We start from the raw sequence: 17,470 nt of genomic DNA on the forward strand, positions 1-17,470 counted from the left end.
GTGGGTTTTTCTAGCTAATCGAGGTCATTTCTGGTGCCGCCGGCTAAGGTGTTTACGTGCAGGGCCAGCGTCTCCCGCACCTCCCGGCTCACGCGCTGGTAGTTCTCCTGCACAACGACCGAAAGGGTGTCGCTCCCCTCCCCTTCTGGGTCGCCGAAGGTGGCCACCGGGTGCAGCGGAAACCGCTCCTTCGTGGCGTCGGTGCGCGAGATAGTGCCCTGGAAAAAGGTCTTCTCCGTTTCCACCGTCTGCCCGATAAACTCGCCCTGCTGCAAGCCGATGGCATCCTGCACCCGCACCAAGCTGCGCTCCTGGTAGCTCGTGCTCAGGTTCGAGCTGTTGCTGCCGCTGCCGGTGCCGCCCTGGCTTTTGCCGGTGCTGGTGCTGTGCATTTCCTTGTCCTCCCGGCCCACCAGCTCGGAAATGAATTTGGCGGTATCGAGGCTGTTGACCTTGCCGAAGAACTGGTTGTTGAGGTTGCTGACCATAACTTTCATCTTCTCAGGCCCATAAGCATCGGTCATTTGCGCTAAGTCCTGGGTCATGTAGATAGTCGCCACCTTGTTACTGCGGGCCGTGGCCGGCAGCACCTCCAGCCCCGGCACGTATACCGTGGCGGCCTCGTCGAGGAACACGTAGCTGCGGTGCTTATGCTGCTGGTTCATCAGCTTGATGGCCACCGTAATGATGCAGCTCACCACCGGCGAAAAAGTCTCCTTCAGCGTCGGGTCGTTGCCGATGCACAGCAGCGCCGGCTGCGCGGGGTCATTCAGATTTAGCGAAAACCCCTCCCCTGCCGCCTCGTCGGGCGTGAGCACCCACACGATTTCCGGGCTGTTAATCCGGTTCAGAATCACTTGTAGGGTACCCACCACGGCGGCCACCTGCTTCTCAGCCCGCTGCTCCACGGCCGTCACGATGCTGCGCACCATGCCGGCGCACTCCTGGTCGGTTTCGAGCATACTCAGCACGTGCTTGAAGTCCTTGTGCACGGCCGTGGCCACCACGTGCGGAATGGTGCAATAGCGCGGAAAGTGCTTTTTGTAAAACCAGATGATGCCAGTCAGATAAGCCACCGCGCTGATGTCGAAGAACTCCATCTTGCGAATGCTGGCCGGGTTTAGGTTGTTGATGATGGCCCGCGAATACTCTTCGGCAAACGCCACCACCGGCATGTCCTCCGCCCGCAGCGGGTTCACCCGCTCGCTGCGCGTCAGGTCGCGGAAGTTGATGACGTGGAACACCACCGCCGGCTCCGGCTCGCCGTTGGCTTGCCGCCGGGGAGGCAGCTCACGGCGGTTGGCCAGCTCCAGCGCCTTCTGGGCCGTCTCGGCCAGCACCGGAAACTTAAAGTCGTAGATGAGGCCCGCGAAGTTTTTGGCCGCCAGCTGCTCAATCAGCGGCTCCCCGATGGAGAAGGTTTTACCCGCGCCGGCCCCGCCCAGTACCAGCACGCCCCGGTACGGATTGGGCACGTTAATCCAGCCGCCATCGTCGGTGGGCAGGTTGAAGCCGTCCGGGGTTTCGCGCTTCTTGTGCTCCACGCTCAGCCCAAACGCCGGGCTCTTGGTAGTCGCCCACAGCAGCCCCGCCACAAATCCGCTGCCCAGCACCGCTGCTGCTGCGCCGGGGTAGCCGTAGTGAATAAAGCCCGCCGAGTACGTGTGGATGGTCAGCAGCAAGTAGGCCCCTACTAGGAACACCACCGCGCACCCGCCCGCCACGATGCGCAGGGCCTGCGGGTCCAGCGGCTTGCGCTTCGCCTGCCCCGGCCGGCGCGCGGGTGCCGACTGCACAAATACGAGGGCCAGCGCAGCCAGCACCAGCAAGACGCGCAGGTAGATGCCGGCGGCGGCATAGAACTTCCCAGCCCTTACCAGCAGCTTGCTCTTAAAGCCTAGCCCCGCCGGGGCCGCCCGGCCCACGCGGGCCCCTCCCCTACCCCTCGCCGTATCGCCAGCTCCACCAGCGGCGGCCGTATCAGCTCGCCCCTGGCCCAATACCGGCGCTACTGGCCGGTGCAGCCGGGCGCGCTGCGCGGCGGCCCGCTCCCGGTTGATAACCACCATGCGGGCCGCCAGCCGCTGCCCGGGCGTTAGCGCCGGCCCAGCGGTGGCCACGGCCCGCTGCGCGGCCTGCGCCACGGCAATGTCCAGCTGGTGCTGGAGCGTATACCACTCGCCCGCCAGCAGGGCAACAATAAATAGCCCGAAAATCAGACCGATGTTCTGCGTGTTGGCGGCGGGCCGGGGTGCTTGAGTCGTCATCAAAAAAAATTAACAGGAGTAGAATTAGCCAGCGGCACCTTCACATTTCGATGTCCAGCTCGGCGCGGCGGCGGCCTTTTTTCTCGGCTATTTGCTCGGTCTGCTCGTCGCGGCCCCCGCCGGACCGCACCAGCTGCTGCACGGCGTGCAGTACCGTCGTGGCCGTATGCTGCGGAGCCGGCTGCTCCCGGCCGGTGGCCAGCAGGTGGTAAGCGTTATCGATGGGGCGGCCATCATGCGCCCGCTCCTCTACCCGGCTGAGCATCCGGTAAAACGTCTGGTCAAACTGCCGGTCCCTAGCAATCTGCCCCACCTTTTCCGGGTTCAGGCGCTGCTCGGCGGGCACCAGCAGATTGATGCGCACCACCCGCTCCCCAATCTTAGCCAGGCGGCCGGCGTCGTAGGTGGTATCCCGCGCGCGGGCTTTGGGGCGCAGCTTCTCGTGGGCCTGGGCCACGTAGCCAAACTGCTGCTCAAACTGCCGGCCGGCCGCCACCTGCCATTTCGTTAAGTCAAACCGCTGCTTGCGTCCGCCCGGATTAAGGGAGATTTTCTGCTCCGCATCGCGGGCGCTCACGATGATATGCACGTGGCTTTGCCGCCCCGCCCGCCGCTCCCCGGCCCGCGCCTGGCCCGCCGCTACTTCCGGGTCAGTCCCCCGATGGGTGCGCTGCTGGTGCACGATGGCCCCCCACACCAAGTCGGTGCTGCGCAGCTGCTGCCCACCCTTCAGCTTAAAGTTCTGCGCGTACTCGTCCATCACCCGCCGCGTGTATTCCTTCAGCTTTGCCGGGTCGCTGCCAATGTGGGCCAACTCGTCTTCGCTGGGGCTTAACACCAGCGAGTAAAACCGCGCTTCCCCGGCCCGTAGCCCTTTCACATTGGCATCAATCATTTGCTGTAATTCGTCCGCGCTCAACTCGTCACCGGCCCCGAAAAACCGGGCCTCCTGCCCCTCCCCTACCGCCTCCTGCTTGAGATAATTTAGGGTCTGAGCACAGCTGCCGCTGTTGGTATAAGCGGCTTTTCCGTGCGTCGCAGGATTAATTAGCTTGACGTACATCAGGGATTTTAAACGAATATTCTGAATGTCTTTACTCTACACTTCTCTACTTTTACACTTTATCAGTTTCCTCAACAACCGGCTTTATCCGTCGCCCCGGCCCTGCCTTTTTAGCTGTCACCAGCGCTTCGATGGTCTGCTTCTCAATCGCCTCTTCATTGCGTCCACGCAAGAGTTTCAGGGCTTCCTGCTGCTGCTGGAGTTGGGCTTCGCTCAGCGTTTCCAGCCGGGAGCTAAGGTTGCTTACCAGGATTTCATTCATGCGCAGTACCCGGTCCAGCGTGATGCGGGTGCGCAGCATCTCTTCCAGTATCCCGGTCAATAGGCCCCGCTCCTGCTCTTGCAGAAACCCGAATACCCGGTCTCCCAGCTTCTTTATCTGCTGCATAATTAGCTGCCCTTCCCGTGCTTCCGTCTCCCGGGGGTCAAGACCCCGTGTGGCGAAGTATTCGACTGCCGCGCTGGCATAAATGCCCAGCGAGGTACCCATGCTAATGGCGGCTGCCTCACCCTTACGGTGCGTGCTATTATCCAAGGTCACTCGCTTGCGTAGTTCCGCGCTCATCGGGTATGTTTTAGGTATAATTGGCTTGGGTGGCCCAGAATTAGCTCAGTTAATCAGTTACTTAGAGGCAACTGGCCCCTAAATCAGCTCTGCTGATTTATAAACACCACAATCCTAGGCGCTTAGCTCTAGGCTTGTGGTGTTCTTCTTGCTAAGCTAAACTAAGATTAGTAAAAAGTTAGTTAAAAGCTAGTACGCAGTACCTGCCAGGTTGTTTAGCCTAGGCTGATAACTTTTTGCTAGCCTCTGCTTTAGCCCACTATCTCGCTCACCCAGGCACACTATCATTTTCCGATTTTGGGGCCACTCGCATCAACGCCGAAGTAGTATTCTCCACTTCTCTACTTTTACAATATTGGTTGACGCATTAGTAGGAGCAAGGATATTGTATCGCTTTTGTAACAACTTCTACTTTTCCCTTTCTCTACTTATACACGTCTCCACTTTACATACACAACGCTCATCCGCCCCGAATTTTTTACCTGTTTCTACTTCTCTACTTTTACACTTCTCTCGCAACACTACTAGCAGGCTACAAATACCGTGTAGCGCATTTCTCTACTTTTCCACATTTCTACTTCACCACTTTTCTACTTGCTCGTTCAATCTAAATAATTTGACAACGAGCTCTCGCTTGCTTTATCACAAATCTTCCCACTTTACACTTCTCTACTCTTCTACTACTCTCTTTTTCTACCTTTTACTTTCTCTACTTTTCTACTTCTCTTAGTTTCCCTTTTTACACGAGTACACTTTTCTACTTTTACATTACATTTGCTGTCTCAGCGGGCTGGTCTGCTCACTCCCTATCCCCGTTAATGCAATGGCTAAAATCATCAGCTTTGCCACCCAAAAAGGTGGCTCTGGAAAATCAACCCTGGCCCTGGTACTGGCTGCGCCGCTGGCCACGGAGTACGGCCTGCGCATTGCGGTGCTGGACTGCGACTATCAGCAGAGCATTGTCAAGACCCGCGAGCAGGTAGATGCTGATAACTTCGAGGAGCTGCTCAAAACGAATCCGGCGGCGCAGTACCCGTATGACGTGTTTGCGCTGGGCCTGGGGCAGGTGTTCGACTTTATTGACGACCCGGAAAAGGACTACGACCTCATCATCGTCGACGTACCGGGCCGGGCCGATGGGGATGACGTTTTTAACGTGCTCACGGCCTGCGACGCGGTGATTGTGCCCCTAGTGTCGGATTACCTGGACCGGGCCTCCACGGCCGAGTTTATGAATATTCTGGAGGCCATCAAGAAATCGGCGGACACCCACGGCATCGCCTTTCAGTACTTCGGGCTGTCGACCAAGCGGGTAGCGGGCCGTCGGGAAGAAAAGCAGATGGATGACTACATCGATGGGCTGGGCCTGGCGCGCTTCAACTCGTACCTGAGCAACCGGGTGGCGTACTCGCGGGCCTCGACGCTCTACAGCCTGCTAAATCCGGCCTGGCTGCGCTACGCCGGGGGCAACAAGGAAACGGCTGATGAAATCCGCCGCTTGTGCGACGAGTTGGTGGAGCGGCTGGACCTGCCGACTCGTAAAGCCGCGCCGGCCGGCACCGGCAAGAATTCCACCGCCTCAACTGACTCTAACTAATGTTTAAGCCCGCCAAGATTGAATCGCGCCGGGGGCGCATCCCAGTATCAGAAGAAGCCCGCCGGGAAGCCCGGGCGGGGATGGGAGGGGAGCAGACCGCGCTGGCCGCCGCCACCCCGGTGGTACCGGTGGCTCCCGCTGCGCCAGTAGTAGGGGAGGGGGCCCCAGAGCCCTCGGCACCAGCGGCGGAAGTAGCCCCGCCGGTGGTGGAGGCTGCGGCTGCCCCAGTGGCTCCCGCAGCAGTAACTCCTGCAGAGGCCCCCGCCCGCCGGCTGCGTGCGACCAAAGCCGCCTTGGCTCCGGTGGTGGCCACTGGCCCCGAGCAGGAGCACTCGGTGAAGCTCTCCCGGTCGGTAGTGCAGCAAATCAAGCTCACGTTGGCCTTGCTGCCTAGCGCGCCCGATAACCCGGCTAACATCAAGCAGTATCTGGAAATGGCCCACCGGCTGCTGGACGCGCAGATGCGCAAGGCGGGTAAGCTGCCGCCGGCTCCTAGCCCAGGGGTATAGATTTATCGCCTTAGTTGTGTAAGCCAGGCCTGAGCGGCGCGCCACTCGGGCAGCGACATCTTTGGGGCGATGACGACCACGCGCAATGGGGCGGTGGGGGAGAGGTGCGTTTCCGCCTGAATGAAGGCATCCACCAGCCCCCGGCGAACGCGGGGGCGCATCAGGTCATAGAGATACCGCAGGTGCAGGTGCACCTGTCGGTGCCCGCCAGGTGCTAGCAGTACCCTCGCTGATGAGCTTCGCATTGAGGCTTTCCAGGCGCTCACGCAGCGGGGTAGGGGAGGCGGTTTGCCCAATGCTCACAGCAGCCGTGAGGCAGCCAGCGCCGTTCTTAGGCTGGTCGTAGTGGTTGCGCAGATAAGCAAGCTTACGGTTAGCTCCTACTTACTGGTCAATCTGATAGGCAGCCAGTAGGTACCGACGCTGCCGATTGTTGAGCACCATTGGAGAAGTAGGTGCCGGTACGCTACTCGTCGCGGAAGCGGCCGTCGGTAAGCTGCCCGAGCAGGTAGCTGTGGTAGTTTGGGCCACTGTGGCCCATCTTGTGTGGGTAGCAATAGCGGCCCTGATAAAACTCCAAATCGTGGGGATGAAAATCGTCCCGCGGCTCCCCCTCAAAAGTGGTATCGAACCCGTAGCGTCGGGCGTGCACCTGCTGCTCGGCACTGTTGCCCACGAAGCGGAAGGAAAGCGTGGTAGTGGGCGAGCCAGCCGTGGTGCGCGCATAAGCCAACGGTCCGATAAGTGGCCCCCGGCCATCCTTGCCGGGTTGGTCGGAGTCAGTTAGCGCCAGGTACAGTCCGTCTGGTAGCTCAGCATACGTTTCGCCGATACAGGCGGGATAGAGTGGCGCGCTCATGCGTTATCAGAGGAAAATGACTCCTCAAATCTAGGCACCATTTTACTAATTGCGTTAGTGCTCTTTTGGTGCTGACGCTTGGTTTAGCTGCTGCTGATAGGCCCAGTCCTCCGGCGAGAGGTTGGCTTGCAAAAAGGCATCGTAGCCCAGGTCACGCCGCTCCAGAGCGTGCCGCCGTAGCGGAAGGCTGTTTTTGCTTGCCGCGAAGCCATCGCGGGCCATGACAGCCCGTATTTTCTCGGGTAGACCAGCTAGCCAGTGGTGAAAATCCTCCTCCGTTACCTCGCCGTCGGCCTGCTGCTGGTAGCGGTAGCTGGCGTTACCCAGCCGAAACAACCGGGCGTGATAGGCCCGCTGCTCTTGAGGTAGCGCGGCCAGAAAATCCAGTTGCGCCTGATGATACTTTTCGTGGGGGTGCCGGGGCTGGAGCAGGTCTTCCATAGCGCAAAAGTGTGCAACAGCCTCGATAAACGAGTGAGCACTTGTTCATAGCAGTCACAATAGAAATTAAATTGACTCTGAGCGGAAGATTCTGTGCTGCCGGAAACGATGCTTATAAAATGTGCTAGTTTGAGGCTGGTTCAGAATAAGGGCTTATAAAACGTGGTAATTCGCTGTTAGTTAAATATTAGTGAAAAGTTAGTGATAGCGTATATTGTTGTTCAATCTACGCTTTTAGAGTATAAAAATGCAATTCAGATGGTTAACTCGGCCGAGACTCCTTGTTACCGGGGAGGCTTATGAAACGTGGTTTTAAATAAGTTTAGGACAAGTGATTATTGTAAAAGTGCAATCACTGCTTTCGTTTGGGTTTTATTTTCCTTTTTGTTGTTTTTTGTTTGTTTCGTGTTGTCCGGGTGCTGAAGCACCCACTCTAAAAGCTTTCGTCTGGGGTAACAACAACCTTGTGATTATTTTTTTTACTTGTCTATTTGTAGGGCTCACAAGTCGTTGATAATCAGAGGTATATAAAGGTATAAAACCACTTTTTATAAGCGAAAAACCACTTTTTATACCTTTTAAACCACTTTTTATAAGCTAACTACCACGTTTTATAAGCTTTAGTACCACGTTTTATAAGTGAATAACCACCTCCAATTACCACTGTGGTTTTTTGTGCCATGGGTGATTATATTTGTCTCCTCCCCACCCGCCTATGGAGCCGCTCAATATTACACCTGGCCTGACCACGGTCACCCCGGTTGTTCGCCAGCACAACGCCATTACGGCCGCCCGCTACGACTACACGGCCTGCCAACTGGATATCTTCTTCTACTTGCTCTCCCGCCTGCGGCGGGATGATGCGCCCGACCAGGAGTACACTATCTACGTTAAAGACGTGGAGGCCCTGACGGGGCGGCAGTGGAACTATCAGCAGCTGCGTGAAGCCACCGCCGATATGGGCTCGCGCATGTTTGAGGTGGAAAGCGAGCGGACCTACCAGCAACTGTGGATGTTTCAGCGGGTGGAGTACATTAAGGGCAAGGGCTGTTTGCAGATTCAGCTGTCGACGCCCATCCGGCCCTACCTGTTCAATCTCAAGGAGAACTTCACTTCTTACCAGCTACACTCAGCCCTCAAGCTGAGCAGCAAGTACGCCAAGCGCATCTACCAGCTGGTGAGCCAGTGGAAGGACAAGGAGGCGACCCGCACGTATCCGCTCGATGAGTTCAAGCAGATGCTGCACCTGAAGGACCCCAAGGGCAAGGAGCCAGAGCTATTCCAGAACATTAGCCAGCTCAAAGCCCGGGTATTGGACATTGCCGTACGCCAAGTGAGCGAGCACACCGACCTGCGCATCGACTACGTGCTGGTGAAGAAGGGTCGGGCCTACGATGCGGTGCGCTTCACCATTGCCCGGCAGCAGCCGCAGCAGCTCCCGATTCCCTTTGAGCAGCCGGCGGAGGATGCACGGGCCTTTTCGGCGCGCCAGCACCTGGAGGCGCTGGGCATCACGCAGCCGCAGCTGGTGGCGCAAGTGCTGGGCGACCCCAAGCACTTGGACCAGCTGTTTAAATTCACCTATCAGTTGAAAACCGATAAGGTGAAGGCAACTAAGAATCCGGGGGGTCTATTCTTAAAAATATGCGGGCTGCGCTAAAACAAGGCTATTCGGGCTACTCCTCGCCTTCAGCAATAAGAGGGGAGGCGGCCGCCTGGCTACGCACCACGGCGAATAGCTCATCCTCGGATACCTGGAGCACCCTGGCCAACTGCTGCACCTCCGCGATAGTGCAGGTGGCCGGGCTGTGCTTGCGCGTGTCATAGGTGCGGGCCGATACGCCCCACGCCGCTACGATACGCTTGCGGGTGCCGGCCACTTCTAGCAGCCCGGCCAGCGTGTCCGGGTGGTGCATTCGGGGCGGGCTAGTCAGCGGCTCGGTAAAAGTAACGGTAGGGGAGGATATTTTAGCCATTAATACGAGAACAAAAAGAGACAGATTGAAGCACGTAAAGTAACAGGGAAAATCCCGTTTCAGTCTGCTAGCCGGCTTTACGGCTGCTAAGCGCCAACTGTGACGACCCTACTCGTTCGCACTGCCTTTCTTCTTCCTGTTCATCGGTGGTGGCACATCCTTCAACTGCTGCTGCACCACGGCAAAAACGTCGGCCGGGTCCAGCCCCAGCAGCTCCGCCAGCCGGCGCAATTCCCCAATGGTCAGCGTATCGGGGTTTTCCGCCCGGCGGATGGCCGTGCGGTAGTCGATGCCCCAGGCATCAGCCAGCTTATAATAAGTTGACTTGCTGGCTTTGATGATGTCATCCAGCGTGTGCGCTTCAATTGGTGCCTGTGGAATCAGCTTCATGAGGGCAAGCATTTACTTCCCCAAGGTACGGCCAGCTACATAAAATGTCGGTTAAAGCGGAAAATTTGCAAGTGTCTTGTCCTAAAATGAGTTGACAATCAATCCCCCGCAGATGGAACACTTATTTCTGTTACGCAAGCAGGCGCACGAGTTGAAAATGCGCCAGATGGTCGAAGAAATCACCTTCGGCCGCCACACCGTTGAGTCGGCGATGAGCAAGTATGAAGTGCTCACCCGCTCGACCGTTACCAAATGGGTGGAACGTGTCCGGCAAGAAGAACTGGCCCGTACCGAAGCCATGAAAAACACCGCGAAGAAGCCACCCACGGCGCTCGTCGAGCAAGTGGTGCAGCACACCGATGCGCTGACCGGCCAGGTCAAGCAGTTACAGAAACAGCTCGAACAAGCCTAGCTGCAGGTGCTCTATTACAAGAATGTGATTCGAGTGGCCGAGCAGGAGCTGGGCCTGAGCATCGAAAAAAAGTCCGTTACCAAGTAGTCCAGCTCCTGCGAGTAAGCTGCCCGCACTCTTGCCTGCGGCGGGTCAGCGGGGTAGTTGGGTTTAGCCGGCAGGCCTACTATCAGCACGAAAACCGGCAATTCACCAGCGAGCAGCGAGGTGCGTACTGGACCTCGTGGCCGAGGTGCGGGAGAACCACCCGCGCATGGGCGGCAAGAAGCTTTACTACCTACTCAAGGAACAACTGGTCAAGCAAGGCATCAAGTTGGGACGGGATGCCCTCTTTGACTTGCTGGCTGCCAACAACTTGCTCATCCACCGACGCAAGCGCAAGGCCATTACCACGTTCTCGCGGCACAAATTTCGCAAATATCCGAACCTGATTAAAGACCTGGCGCCCCTGCGGCCCAATCAGGTTTGGGTGGCGGATATCACCTACTGGTTTACCGAAGCCGGCTGTCTCTACATCTCGCTGCTCACCGATGCCTACTCGCACCGCATCATGGGCTTCGCCGTGGCCGAGACGCTGGCCACCGTCCATTCTCGCCGGGCGCTGGAGATGGCGTTGCACCAAATCAGCAAACGGGCCGGCCGCCACCTGATTCACCACAACGACCGCGGCATTCAGTACTGCAGCCAGGAATACCTGGCCCCGTTGGCGGCCTGGCACGTGCAGGTGAGCATGACGGAGAACTCCGACCCGTTGGAAAACCCCGTAGCCGAACGCATCAACGGCATCCTCAAGCAGGAATACTTGAGTCACCAGCCAGTCCGCTCCGTGGAGGAAGCGCAGCAACACCTCGAACGGGCCGTGTTTCTCTACAACTACAAACGCCCCCATCTGAGCTGCAACTACCAAAGCCCCGACGAAGCGCACCGCAGCTGGGGGCCGTTGGAACGACGCTGGAAAAACTACTACAAGCCACCCGTTGCGAACGAACCAAAAGACAGTACTTTTAGGACTACCACCGAAACGGTCAACGCAGGCCCGGACTATCACTAAACGGTCAACTTATTTCAGGACAAGACACCGCTGCGAGCAGGTCTTTACCGACACGGTATCGGGCATGCAGGCCCACAAACCCAGCTGGGAGCAACTGCTGACTTATGCCCGCCCCGGCGACACCGTCGTCATCTGGCGGCTCGACCGGTTGGGCCGCTCGACCAAGCACCTGATTGAAGTGGTCGAGGACCTGAGCCGACGCCAACTGCACCTGATTTCGCTCCAGGACCCTATTGATACCACCTCCCCCGGTGGCCAGTTGGTATTTCAGATTTTTTGTGCCCTGGCCGAGCACGAGCGTAACGTGCTCGTGCAGCGTACCCACGCGGGACTCCAGGCAGCCCGTGCCCGTGGTCGGCAGGGCGGCCGGCCACCTGGCCTGGCCCTGCGTTATCAGAAAATTGCGCCCGCAGTTAAAGAACTCTACGAGGCGGGTCAGCAATCCACGCGCCAGCTCATGGACTACTTCCAGATTGGCTCGCGCCGCACCCTTTACAAAATCCTGCGCTTCGCCGGCTGCCGGATTAACGAAAAGCCCGCCCTACCCGCTGCCAAAGTGGTCGGTAAGGTCTGACCGTAATTCTTGGCTCAATGCGCAACACAACCCGACTTAGCGCGCGGCGGTTACCTCTATTTCTACCTTCAGGGAGTCGTAAGCCAGTACCTTGACTTCCACCATGGTAGCTGCTGCTCGGATGCCGTGGCGGGCGACCCAGGCGGTGAGCAGGTCGAAGCAGTTGAATAGCTCGGTCGTCGCGGTCGTGTAGACCGTGAACCGCACGATGTCGCGGCACTGGTAGCCCGCTTCGGCGATGACCTGCTCCACGTTGCCGAGCACTTGCCGCAGTTGGGCGGGCATGTCGCCGGTGCTCGCCTGCCCGTCCGCGTCGATGGCGGCCTGGCCGGCGCAGTAGAGCGTGGCGGTGGGCTGCGTGACTTCTACCGCCTGTACGTAGCCGTTTTTCTCCTGCCATTGCCACGGATTGATGATGCGCTTTTCCATAATTTGAGTGAATGAAGCGCTACTGCCAGTTAGGTGAAGCCTGTGAAGTAGTGTGCCTTACTAAGCCTGGCCGCAGCGCGGGTTGAAATTGTTAGCACAAAGGTCGGCTGCTGCTTAGCGACCCGCGCGTGACCTAGCGCACAAGTTTGGGGTGCGCCAGGACAGCCTAAGCGGATAACCTGCTCAGGGTTTCGCGCGATACGCCCAGATAGGAAGCCAGCAGGGTTTTGGAAACCCGTTGGGGCAACGCCGGGTAGAGCCGGAGCAGCTGCTCATATCGCTCTTTGGCCTGGGTAGTGAGCAAGGAAAGGATGCGCTGCTGGGCGGCCATGGAACCGCGCAGCGCCTTGGTCAGGAAAAAGTGGGTTAGCTGGGGCAGCTCCGCGCAGAGCCGGTGGTAGTTTTCCAGCGACAGGCACCACACGGCCGTATCCTCCAGGCACTCCAACGAGAGCGTCGCCGGCGTTTGGTTGTAATAGGCCTGAAAGTCGCTTTCCCACCAGTCCTCCGGCGCAAACGAGACGATGTGGGACTTGCCTGCCGCATCGGCATAAACCAGCTTGAGGAGCCCCTTCGCCACGAAATACGCTTCCCGGACGCTTTCACCTGCCCTGATGAGCAAATGGCGCTTTTTACAGGTTTTGAACGTGACGTACGAGAGCACCCGCGCAAACTCCTCGTCCGTCAGCGGCACCAGATTTTCCAGGTGGGTTCGTAGTAGGTGCTGCATGCCTGGAAGATAGGCACCCGCGCCCCAAGCAGCGGCGCGCTCCGGTTTTGGAATAGCTCGTTGTTTAACAAACAGTTTACCCCCCCCCCCAGTCAGCCCGGCACTGGTTTAGCGAGCAATTGCTAAGGAGGGGGGCGCCTGCTTCGAAGGACGGTCGCAGCGGGCCGACGGGCCGACGTACGGGTGCTTCCTCACCTGCCCGCTGAGGTGCGCCAGCCACTCACCGACCGCTGAGCAGGGCGGTTCTGGCGGTTACTCCATTGGGTTGCCAGCAACCGTAGCTGCTTTTTGCCAAATGGCAACTACTACCCCACCACGCCCGCGTAACTTGCCCTCATGGATGAACTCTTCGCTTACCTCTTGCAATTTGGGTCGCTCAACCAGCGACAGCTGGACCTGATTGCCAGCAAGGCTACTCCCTTGGCGCTGGGTAAAGACGCTTATTTTTTGGAAGCGGGGCACGTGGCCCGCCGGGTGGGCTTCCTGCTGGAAGGGGTGCTACGCATTTGCTACTACGACAACAAGGGCGACGAAATCACCCGCAATTTCATCGACGAGCACCACCTGACCACCAACCTGCGCGGGCTGGAAGACGGGCTGGCCTCGTCCGAGTACGTGCAGGCCGTGACCGAGTGCCGGCTGCTCGTGTTTGCCAAACGCGACTGGGACGAATTGGCCCACACGATGGTGGGCTGGAGCGAGATGGTGCACAAAATGACCGCCAAGCACCTGATGGAGAAGCTGGCCCGCATCAGCCCCATGATGGCCCAGGACGCCACCACCCGCTACCGGGAGTTTCTCAACAACTACCCGCGCCTGGCCAACCGGATTCCCCTGTCCTACCTGGCCTCGTTTCTGGGCGTCACGCAGTCCTCGCTGAGCCGGATACGAAAAAACATCCGCTGACGCGCTTTTTGCCAAATGGCAACTGACGGCCTTTTGGGGCGGGGGACCTTTGCAGCGTAAACTAACCCCCCTCCCCATGAAAACCGTCTTGATAACCGGGGCCAACAAAGGCATTGGCTTTGAAACCGCCCGCCAGCTTGCCCGGCAGGGCTACCACGTATTCCTGGGCAGCCGCGACCTGGCCGGCGGCCAGCGGGCGGCCCAGCAGCTCCACACAGAAGGCTTGGCCGAGGTAGAAGCCATCCAGCTGGACGTCACCAGCGCCGAATCGGTGCAGGCCGCCCGCGTCGAAATCGGCCGCCAGACGCAAGCGCTCGACGCCCTGGTCAACAACGCCGCCATTACCGGCGGGATGCCGCAAGCGCCCCTCGGGGCCGCGGTGGCCACGTTCCAGGAGGTGTTCGCCACCAACGTGTTCGGGGTGGTGCAAGTCACGCAGGCGTTCATCGACCTGCTGCGCCAGGCACCGCAGCCCCGCATCGTCAACGTGGGTTCCAGCGGCGCGTCGCTGACCTTGCACAGCGACCCGACGTGGAAGTACTACAACCATAAGGCGGCGGTGTACCCGGCTTCCAAGGCGGCGCTGCACATGTACACCATCGCGCTGGCCTACGAGCTGCGCGACACGGCTTTTAAGGTAAACGCCGTGGACCCCGGCTTTACGGCCACCGACCTGAATAACCACCGCGGCACGGGCACCGTGGAAGAAGCCGGCACCCGGATAGCAAAATATGTGCTGGTCGGCGAAGACGGCCCCACCGGCAAGTTTATCAGCGAGGAACACAACCCCGTGACGGGGGAAATTCCGTGGTAAAAACCACCGGCCGGGTTGGCCCTGGCGGCTCCGTTCGGGCCGCATTGCCTGCCCACCTGCTGCTTGTCATCTATCCGGCTGACAAGTATCATGGTTTTCCGAACAGCAGCTACTGACTTTTGACGCCGCCGTGCCCAGCAGGGCAGCGACTCACCACTAAAAAAATCAGCCCATGAACAAGCCAAGCCATAACGCCGATATTTCCGGCGGTGCCCCCACGCGTGTCGTCTCGGTTAGTCCGGTGGTGCTGCCCGCGCCGGGGCGCGCCGTGGACCTGCAACTGCGCGTTTCCGCGCCCGTGACCGGCAGCGCGCTGCCCATCATCCTGCTCTCGCACGGGCACGGCCGGTCGAACAACCTCTCGTCGTTGAACGGCTACGGCCCGCTCGCCAATTATTGGGCCGCGCGGGGCTTCGTCGTCATCCAGCCCACCCACCTGGATTCCACGACGCTTCGCCTCGACCCGGACGGCCCCGAGGGCGCCTTGTTCTGGCGGTCCCGCGCCGAGGACATGCGGCGCCTCCTCGACCAGCTGGAAGCCATCGAAGCGGCCGTGCCGGAGATTGCGGGCCGCCTGGACCGCGGCCGGGTTGCCGCCGTTGGCCACTCGTTGGGGGGGCACACGGTGGCCATGCTCGCCGGGATGCGGGTCATCGACCCTAAAAATGGCGAGGAAGTGAACCTTGTTGAGCCCCGGCTAAAGGCGCGGGTGCTGATAGGGGCTCCGGGCAACGGGGCCGACACCGCCGCGTTCGTGACCGAGCACTACCCGGTCTTGCACAACACCAATTTTGCGGACATGAAGCTGCCGGCCCTCGTGGTGGCCGGCGATAAAGACCAAAACCCGGACTTCTCCGCCCGTGCTGACTGGCGCACCGATGCGTATTTCCTGAGCCCCGGCCCCAAGTCCTTGCTGACCATCTTTGGCGGCGAGCACATCCTGGGCGGCATCTCGGGCTACGACGCGGCCGAAACGACCGACGAGAACCCCGAGCGCGTGGCCCTGGTGGCGCAGCTGACGTGGGCTTACCTGCGCACCGCGCTCTACCCCGAAGACACCAGCTGGCCGGCGGCGAGCCAGGCGCTGCTGGCCGCGGCCACCCCACTGGGCCGCATCGAGTCCAAAGGGGAAGGGCAAATCGCCGCCGATGCCCAAACAAAGGACTCGTTGGCTTTACCGGTACCGGCCTGAACAATTGCTAGGGCAGCCCTGCCCGTCGGCGTAGCGTAACACCAACGCTAAAACGCTGCCCGGTTAGGGGTTCTTGTTCCAAAAGGATACTGTTGGCGAATTCATTATCGAGCCATTACTGGAAGGAATAATCGCTCGAAAGCTACCTGACGGGTCTGGGTTAAAGGGACTTGATGTATAGGGATGAATTCGCCAACAGTATCCAAAAGGGCGGTTTTACACGCTAAGCCCTTTATCAAAAAGGGTAGTCCAAAAACAGGCTAAAAAAGTGCGATTCCAAGCAATCAAGCGGGTATGTTAAGCTTATCAAAAAGGATTTCCTTTTTGGTAAACCTCAAATTTGCTGTTGGCAATAGTCAATGAGTCAATAAATTAACTGCTTAGCGTGTAAAACCGCTCTTTTGGAACAAGAACCCCTGCTGGCGTGGTACGGCCGGTTTAGCGTGCGCAGCACGGGGCTGGTGGCCCTGCTCTACGCCGGGGTGGCGGTGGCCGTATTCCTCCTCGCGCTGCAGGGCCGGCCGCTGGTACGGCGTGCGCTGGCCGACTCGACCATCTCGACCGGTTGATTTACATACCAGAAACTTCCTAAATACGTGGCCAAGTGGCGCCAGCGCGCCACGGTCCAGGACACCCGCATGTGTTTGATTTTGACATGAACTGGTTTGAATAGTGATACCTAGCCGGGTGGGTCAACGGCAAACTTTGTGTCATCAATTCCACTATTTACAGCGCCAACCACTATGATGTCTACTGCCTCCGACACCGCCGCCGAGCGCTACGCCCGTGGCTGGGCTAAACTACGGGAAGTCGACGGCGAAGCCGGCGAGCAAGTGATTAACAGCTTGTGCGATATTTCCCCTGACCTGAGCCGCTATCTGATTGAGTACTGCTTCGGCGATATTTATGCGCGCGGCAAGCTGGACCTCAAAACCACGGAATTGGTGGTGGTAGCCGCCTTGGCCGCAATGGGCACCGCCGAGCCCCAATTGAGAGTGCACCTGCACGGGGCCCTAAACACGGGCAATTCCCGCCAGGAAGTGGTGGAAGCGCTGTTGCAAGTGGCCGTGTTCGCGGGCTTCCCGGCCGCGCTCAAGGGCATCGTAGCCGCGCGCGAAGTGTTTGCGGCCCGCGACGAGCAAGGCAAGCCGGACGCGCCGCTTGCGCCTGCGGCCGCAGCCCCCGCAGGCACACGCCCCGTCCGCGGCGAAGAAGCCCTGGAACGTCTCAAAGCAGGCCAGCTTCGGCATTTGCACGCCGAATACGACGCCATTGCGCCCGACGTGGTGGGATTTATCGTCGACTTTTGCTTTGGGGATGTGCTCTCGCGGCCGGCGTTACTGCCCCCGTTGCGGCAGCTGCTCACGGTGGGCATGGTCACGGCGAAAGGCGGCCTGACGGCCGAGTTGGAATTCCATATCCGGGCGGCCCTGCACCTAGGCTGCTTGCCGGAAGCTATCCTCGAAATCATGCTGCTCATGACCGTATACGCCGGCTTTCCAGCGGCGCTCAACGGCATTGCCATCGCCAAAAAAGTGCTGGCCGAGCCAACGGGTGGCCCGGCAGGTAGCGGCCAGTAACCCCCCAGTGGGGCTAGGCGTTGCCAAGCTTGCTGACCCACGCCGCGACCGTTTTCTAAGCATTGGCGTTACCACCAGCAATAGCGGGCGCTTTACCGGCTGCCTGGCTTCACTA

At 59.3% G+C, this 17,470-nt stretch carries 20 protein-coding genes; 11 read left to right on the forward strand and 9 right to left on the reverse strand.

All coding sequences use genetic code 11. The features are described from left to right. Positions 1–14: 14 nt before the first annotated feature. From HNP98_RS19610 to HNP98_RS19620, 3 genes are read right to left on the reverse strand one after another with little or no spacing between them, the layout of a single operon-like run. The gene (locus tag HNP98_RS19610) at positions 15–2,267 is read right to left on the reverse strand and encodes a TraM recognition domain-containing protein (RefSeq protein ID WP_173811886.1); all 2,253 of its coding nucleotides are present in this window, start codon (positions 2,265–2,267) and stop codon (positions 15–17) included. Between the two features lie 40 nt (positions 2,268–2,307). Further along, positions 2,308–3,330, reverse strand: coding sequence for a DUF5712 family protein (locus HNP98_RS19615; RefSeq protein WP_246275238.1), 1,023 nt, complete (start codon positions 3,328–3,330; stop codon positions 2,308–2,310). A 52-nt stretch (positions 3,331–3,382) separates the two neighbouring features. Then, positions 3,383–3,895, reverse strand: a complete 513-nt coding sequence (locus HNP98_RS19620) for a BfmA/BtgA family mobilization protein (RefSeq protein ID WP_317171155.1) — start codon at positions 3,893–3,895, stop codon at positions 3,383–3,385. Positions 3,896–4,718: 823 nt separating this feature from the next. Here HNP98_RS19620 and HNP98_RS19625 point away from each other — a divergent pair. Both HNP98_RS19625 and HNP98_RS19630 read left to right on the forward strand, forming a co-directional pair. Beyond that, on the forward strand, positions 4,719–5,492 hold the full coding sequence (locus HNP98_RS19625) for a ParA family protein (RefSeq protein ID WP_173811889.1): 774 nt from the start codon (positions 4,719–4,721) through the stop codon (positions 5,490–5,492). Further along, a complete protein-coding gene (locus HNP98_RS19630) occupies positions 5,492–6,001 on the forward strand; it encodes a hypothetical protein (RefSeq protein ID WP_173811890.1) in 510 nt (169 codons plus the stop codon). The genes HNP98_RS19625 and HNP98_RS19630 overlap by 1 nt, the downstream gene beginning before the upstream one ends. 466 nt (positions 6,002–6,467) lie before the next feature. Here HNP98_RS19630 and HNP98_RS19635 read toward each other — a convergent pair whose 3' ends face one another. Both HNP98_RS19635 and HNP98_RS19640 read right to left on the reverse strand, forming a co-directional pair. After that, complete coding sequence (locus tag HNP98_RS19635) at positions 6,468–6,734, reverse strand: hypothetical protein (RefSeq protein WP_173811891.1); 267 nt, start codon at positions 6,732–6,734, stop codon at positions 6,468–6,470. Positions 6,735–6,914: 180 nt separating this feature from the next. Continuing rightward, complete coding sequence (locus HNP98_RS19640; RefSeq protein WP_173811892.1) at positions 6,915–7,301, reverse strand: hypothetical protein; 387 nt, start codon at positions 7,299–7,301, stop codon at positions 6,915–6,917. Positions 7,302–8,016: 715 nt separating this feature from the next. Between HNP98_RS19640 and HNP98_RS19645 the strand changes: the two genes are divergently transcribed. Next, positions 8,017–8,961 carry a replication initiation protein gene (locus HNP98_RS19645; protein WP_173811893.1) on the forward strand — a complete coding sequence of 315 codons (945 nt, stop codon included), beginning with the start codon at positions 8,017–8,019 and terminating at the stop codon, positions 8,959–8,961. 16 nt (positions 8,962–8,977) lie between these two features. Here the strand turns inward: HNP98_RS19645 and HNP98_RS19650 are convergent, their stop codons facing one another. Both HNP98_RS19650 and HNP98_RS19655 read right to left on the reverse strand, forming a co-directional pair. Then, positions 8,978–9,277, reverse strand: a complete 300-nt coding sequence (locus HNP98_RS19650; RefSeq protein WP_173811894.1) for a hypothetical protein — start codon at positions 9,275–9,277, stop codon at positions 8,978–8,980. Between the two features lie 108 nt (positions 9,278–9,385). Beyond that, a complete protein-coding gene (locus HNP98_RS19655; RefSeq protein ID WP_173811895.1) occupies positions 9,386–9,679 on the reverse strand; it encodes a helix-turn-helix domain-containing protein in 294 nt (97 codons plus the stop codon). 100 nt (positions 9,680–9,779) lie between these two features. On the opposite strand from HNP98_RS19655, the gene HNP98_RS19660 reads away from it, so the two are divergent. The 3 genes from HNP98_RS19660 (at position 9,780) to HNP98_RS19670 (ending at position 11,704) form a co-directional block, all read left to right on the forward strand. Then, positions 9,780–10,079, forward strand: coding sequence for a hypothetical protein (locus HNP98_RS19660; RefSeq protein WP_246275239.1), 300 nt, complete (start codon positions 9,780–9,782; stop codon positions 10,077–10,079). Positions 10,080–10,266: 187 nt separating this feature from the next. After that, positions 10,267–11,130, forward strand: a complete 864-nt coding sequence (locus HNP98_RS19665) for an IS3 family transposase (RefSeq protein WP_317171157.1) — start codon at positions 10,267–10,269, stop codon at positions 11,128–11,130. After that, positions 11,057–11,704 (forward strand): recombinase family protein, encoded by a 648-nt coding sequence (locus tag HNP98_RS19670; RefSeq protein ID WP_173811897.1) that lies wholly within the window; start codon positions 11,057–11,059, stop codon positions 11,702–11,704. Before HNP98_RS19665 ends, HNP98_RS19670 begins: the two co-directional genes overlap by 74 nt. A 36-nt stretch (positions 11,705–11,740) precedes the next feature. Here the strand turns inward: HNP98_RS19670 and HNP98_RS19675 are convergent, their stop codons facing one another. Together HNP98_RS19675 and HNP98_RS19680 are read right to left on the reverse strand one after the other, a co-directional pair. After that, positions 11,741–12,133, reverse strand: coding sequence for a RidA family protein (locus tag HNP98_RS19675; protein WP_173811898.1), 393 nt, complete (start codon positions 12,131–12,133; stop codon positions 11,741–11,743). A gap of 166 nt (positions 12,134–12,299) precedes the next feature. Further along, positions 12,300–12,863, reverse strand: coding sequence for a Crp/Fnr family transcriptional regulator (locus tag HNP98_RS19680; protein WP_173811899.1), 564 nt, complete (start codon positions 12,861–12,863; stop codon positions 12,300–12,302). A 336-nt stretch (positions 12,864–13,199) separates the two neighbouring features. Here HNP98_RS19680 and HNP98_RS19685 point away from each other — a divergent pair, with 336 nt between their 5' ends. The 5 genes from HNP98_RS19685 to HNP98_RS19705 all read left to right on the forward strand — a co-directional run bounded on the left by HNP98_RS19685 (position 13,200) and on the right by HNP98_RS19705 (position 17,355). Further along, positions 13,200–13,769, forward strand: coding sequence for a Crp/Fnr family transcriptional regulator (locus HNP98_RS19685; RefSeq protein WP_173811900.1), 570 nt, complete (start codon positions 13,200–13,202; stop codon positions 13,767–13,769). Between the two features lie 76 nt (positions 13,770–13,845). Then, the gene (locus tag HNP98_RS19690) at positions 13,846–14,583 is read left to right on the forward strand and encodes an SDR family NAD(P)-dependent oxidoreductase (protein ID WP_173811901.1); all 738 of its coding nucleotides are present in this window, start codon (positions 13,846–13,848) and stop codon (positions 14,581–14,583) included. A 172-nt stretch (positions 14,584–14,755) separates the two neighbouring features. Further along, positions 14,756–15,775, forward strand: coding sequence for an alpha/beta hydrolase family protein (locus HNP98_RS19695; RefSeq protein ID WP_173811902.1), 1,020 nt, complete (start codon positions 14,756–14,758; stop codon positions 15,773–15,775). A gap of 401 nt (positions 15,776–16,176) precedes the next feature. Further along, positions 16,177–16,344, forward strand: a complete 168-nt coding sequence (locus HNP98_RS19700; protein WP_173811903.1) for a hypothetical protein — start codon at positions 16,177–16,179, stop codon at positions 16,342–16,344. Between the two features lie 174 nt (positions 16,345–16,518). After that, positions 16,519–17,355 (forward strand): carboxymuconolactone decarboxylase family protein, encoded by an 837-nt coding sequence (locus HNP98_RS19705; RefSeq protein ID WP_173811904.1) that lies wholly within the window; start codon positions 16,519–16,521, stop codon positions 17,353–17,355. The last annotated feature ends 115 nt before the right edge of the window (positions 17,356–17,470 follow it).

The organism is Hymenobacter caeli (assembly GCF_013294115.1).
Classification (GTDB): domain Bacteria; phylum Bacteroidota; class Bacteroidia; order Cytophagales; family Hymenobacteraceae; genus Hymenobacter; species Hymenobacter caeli.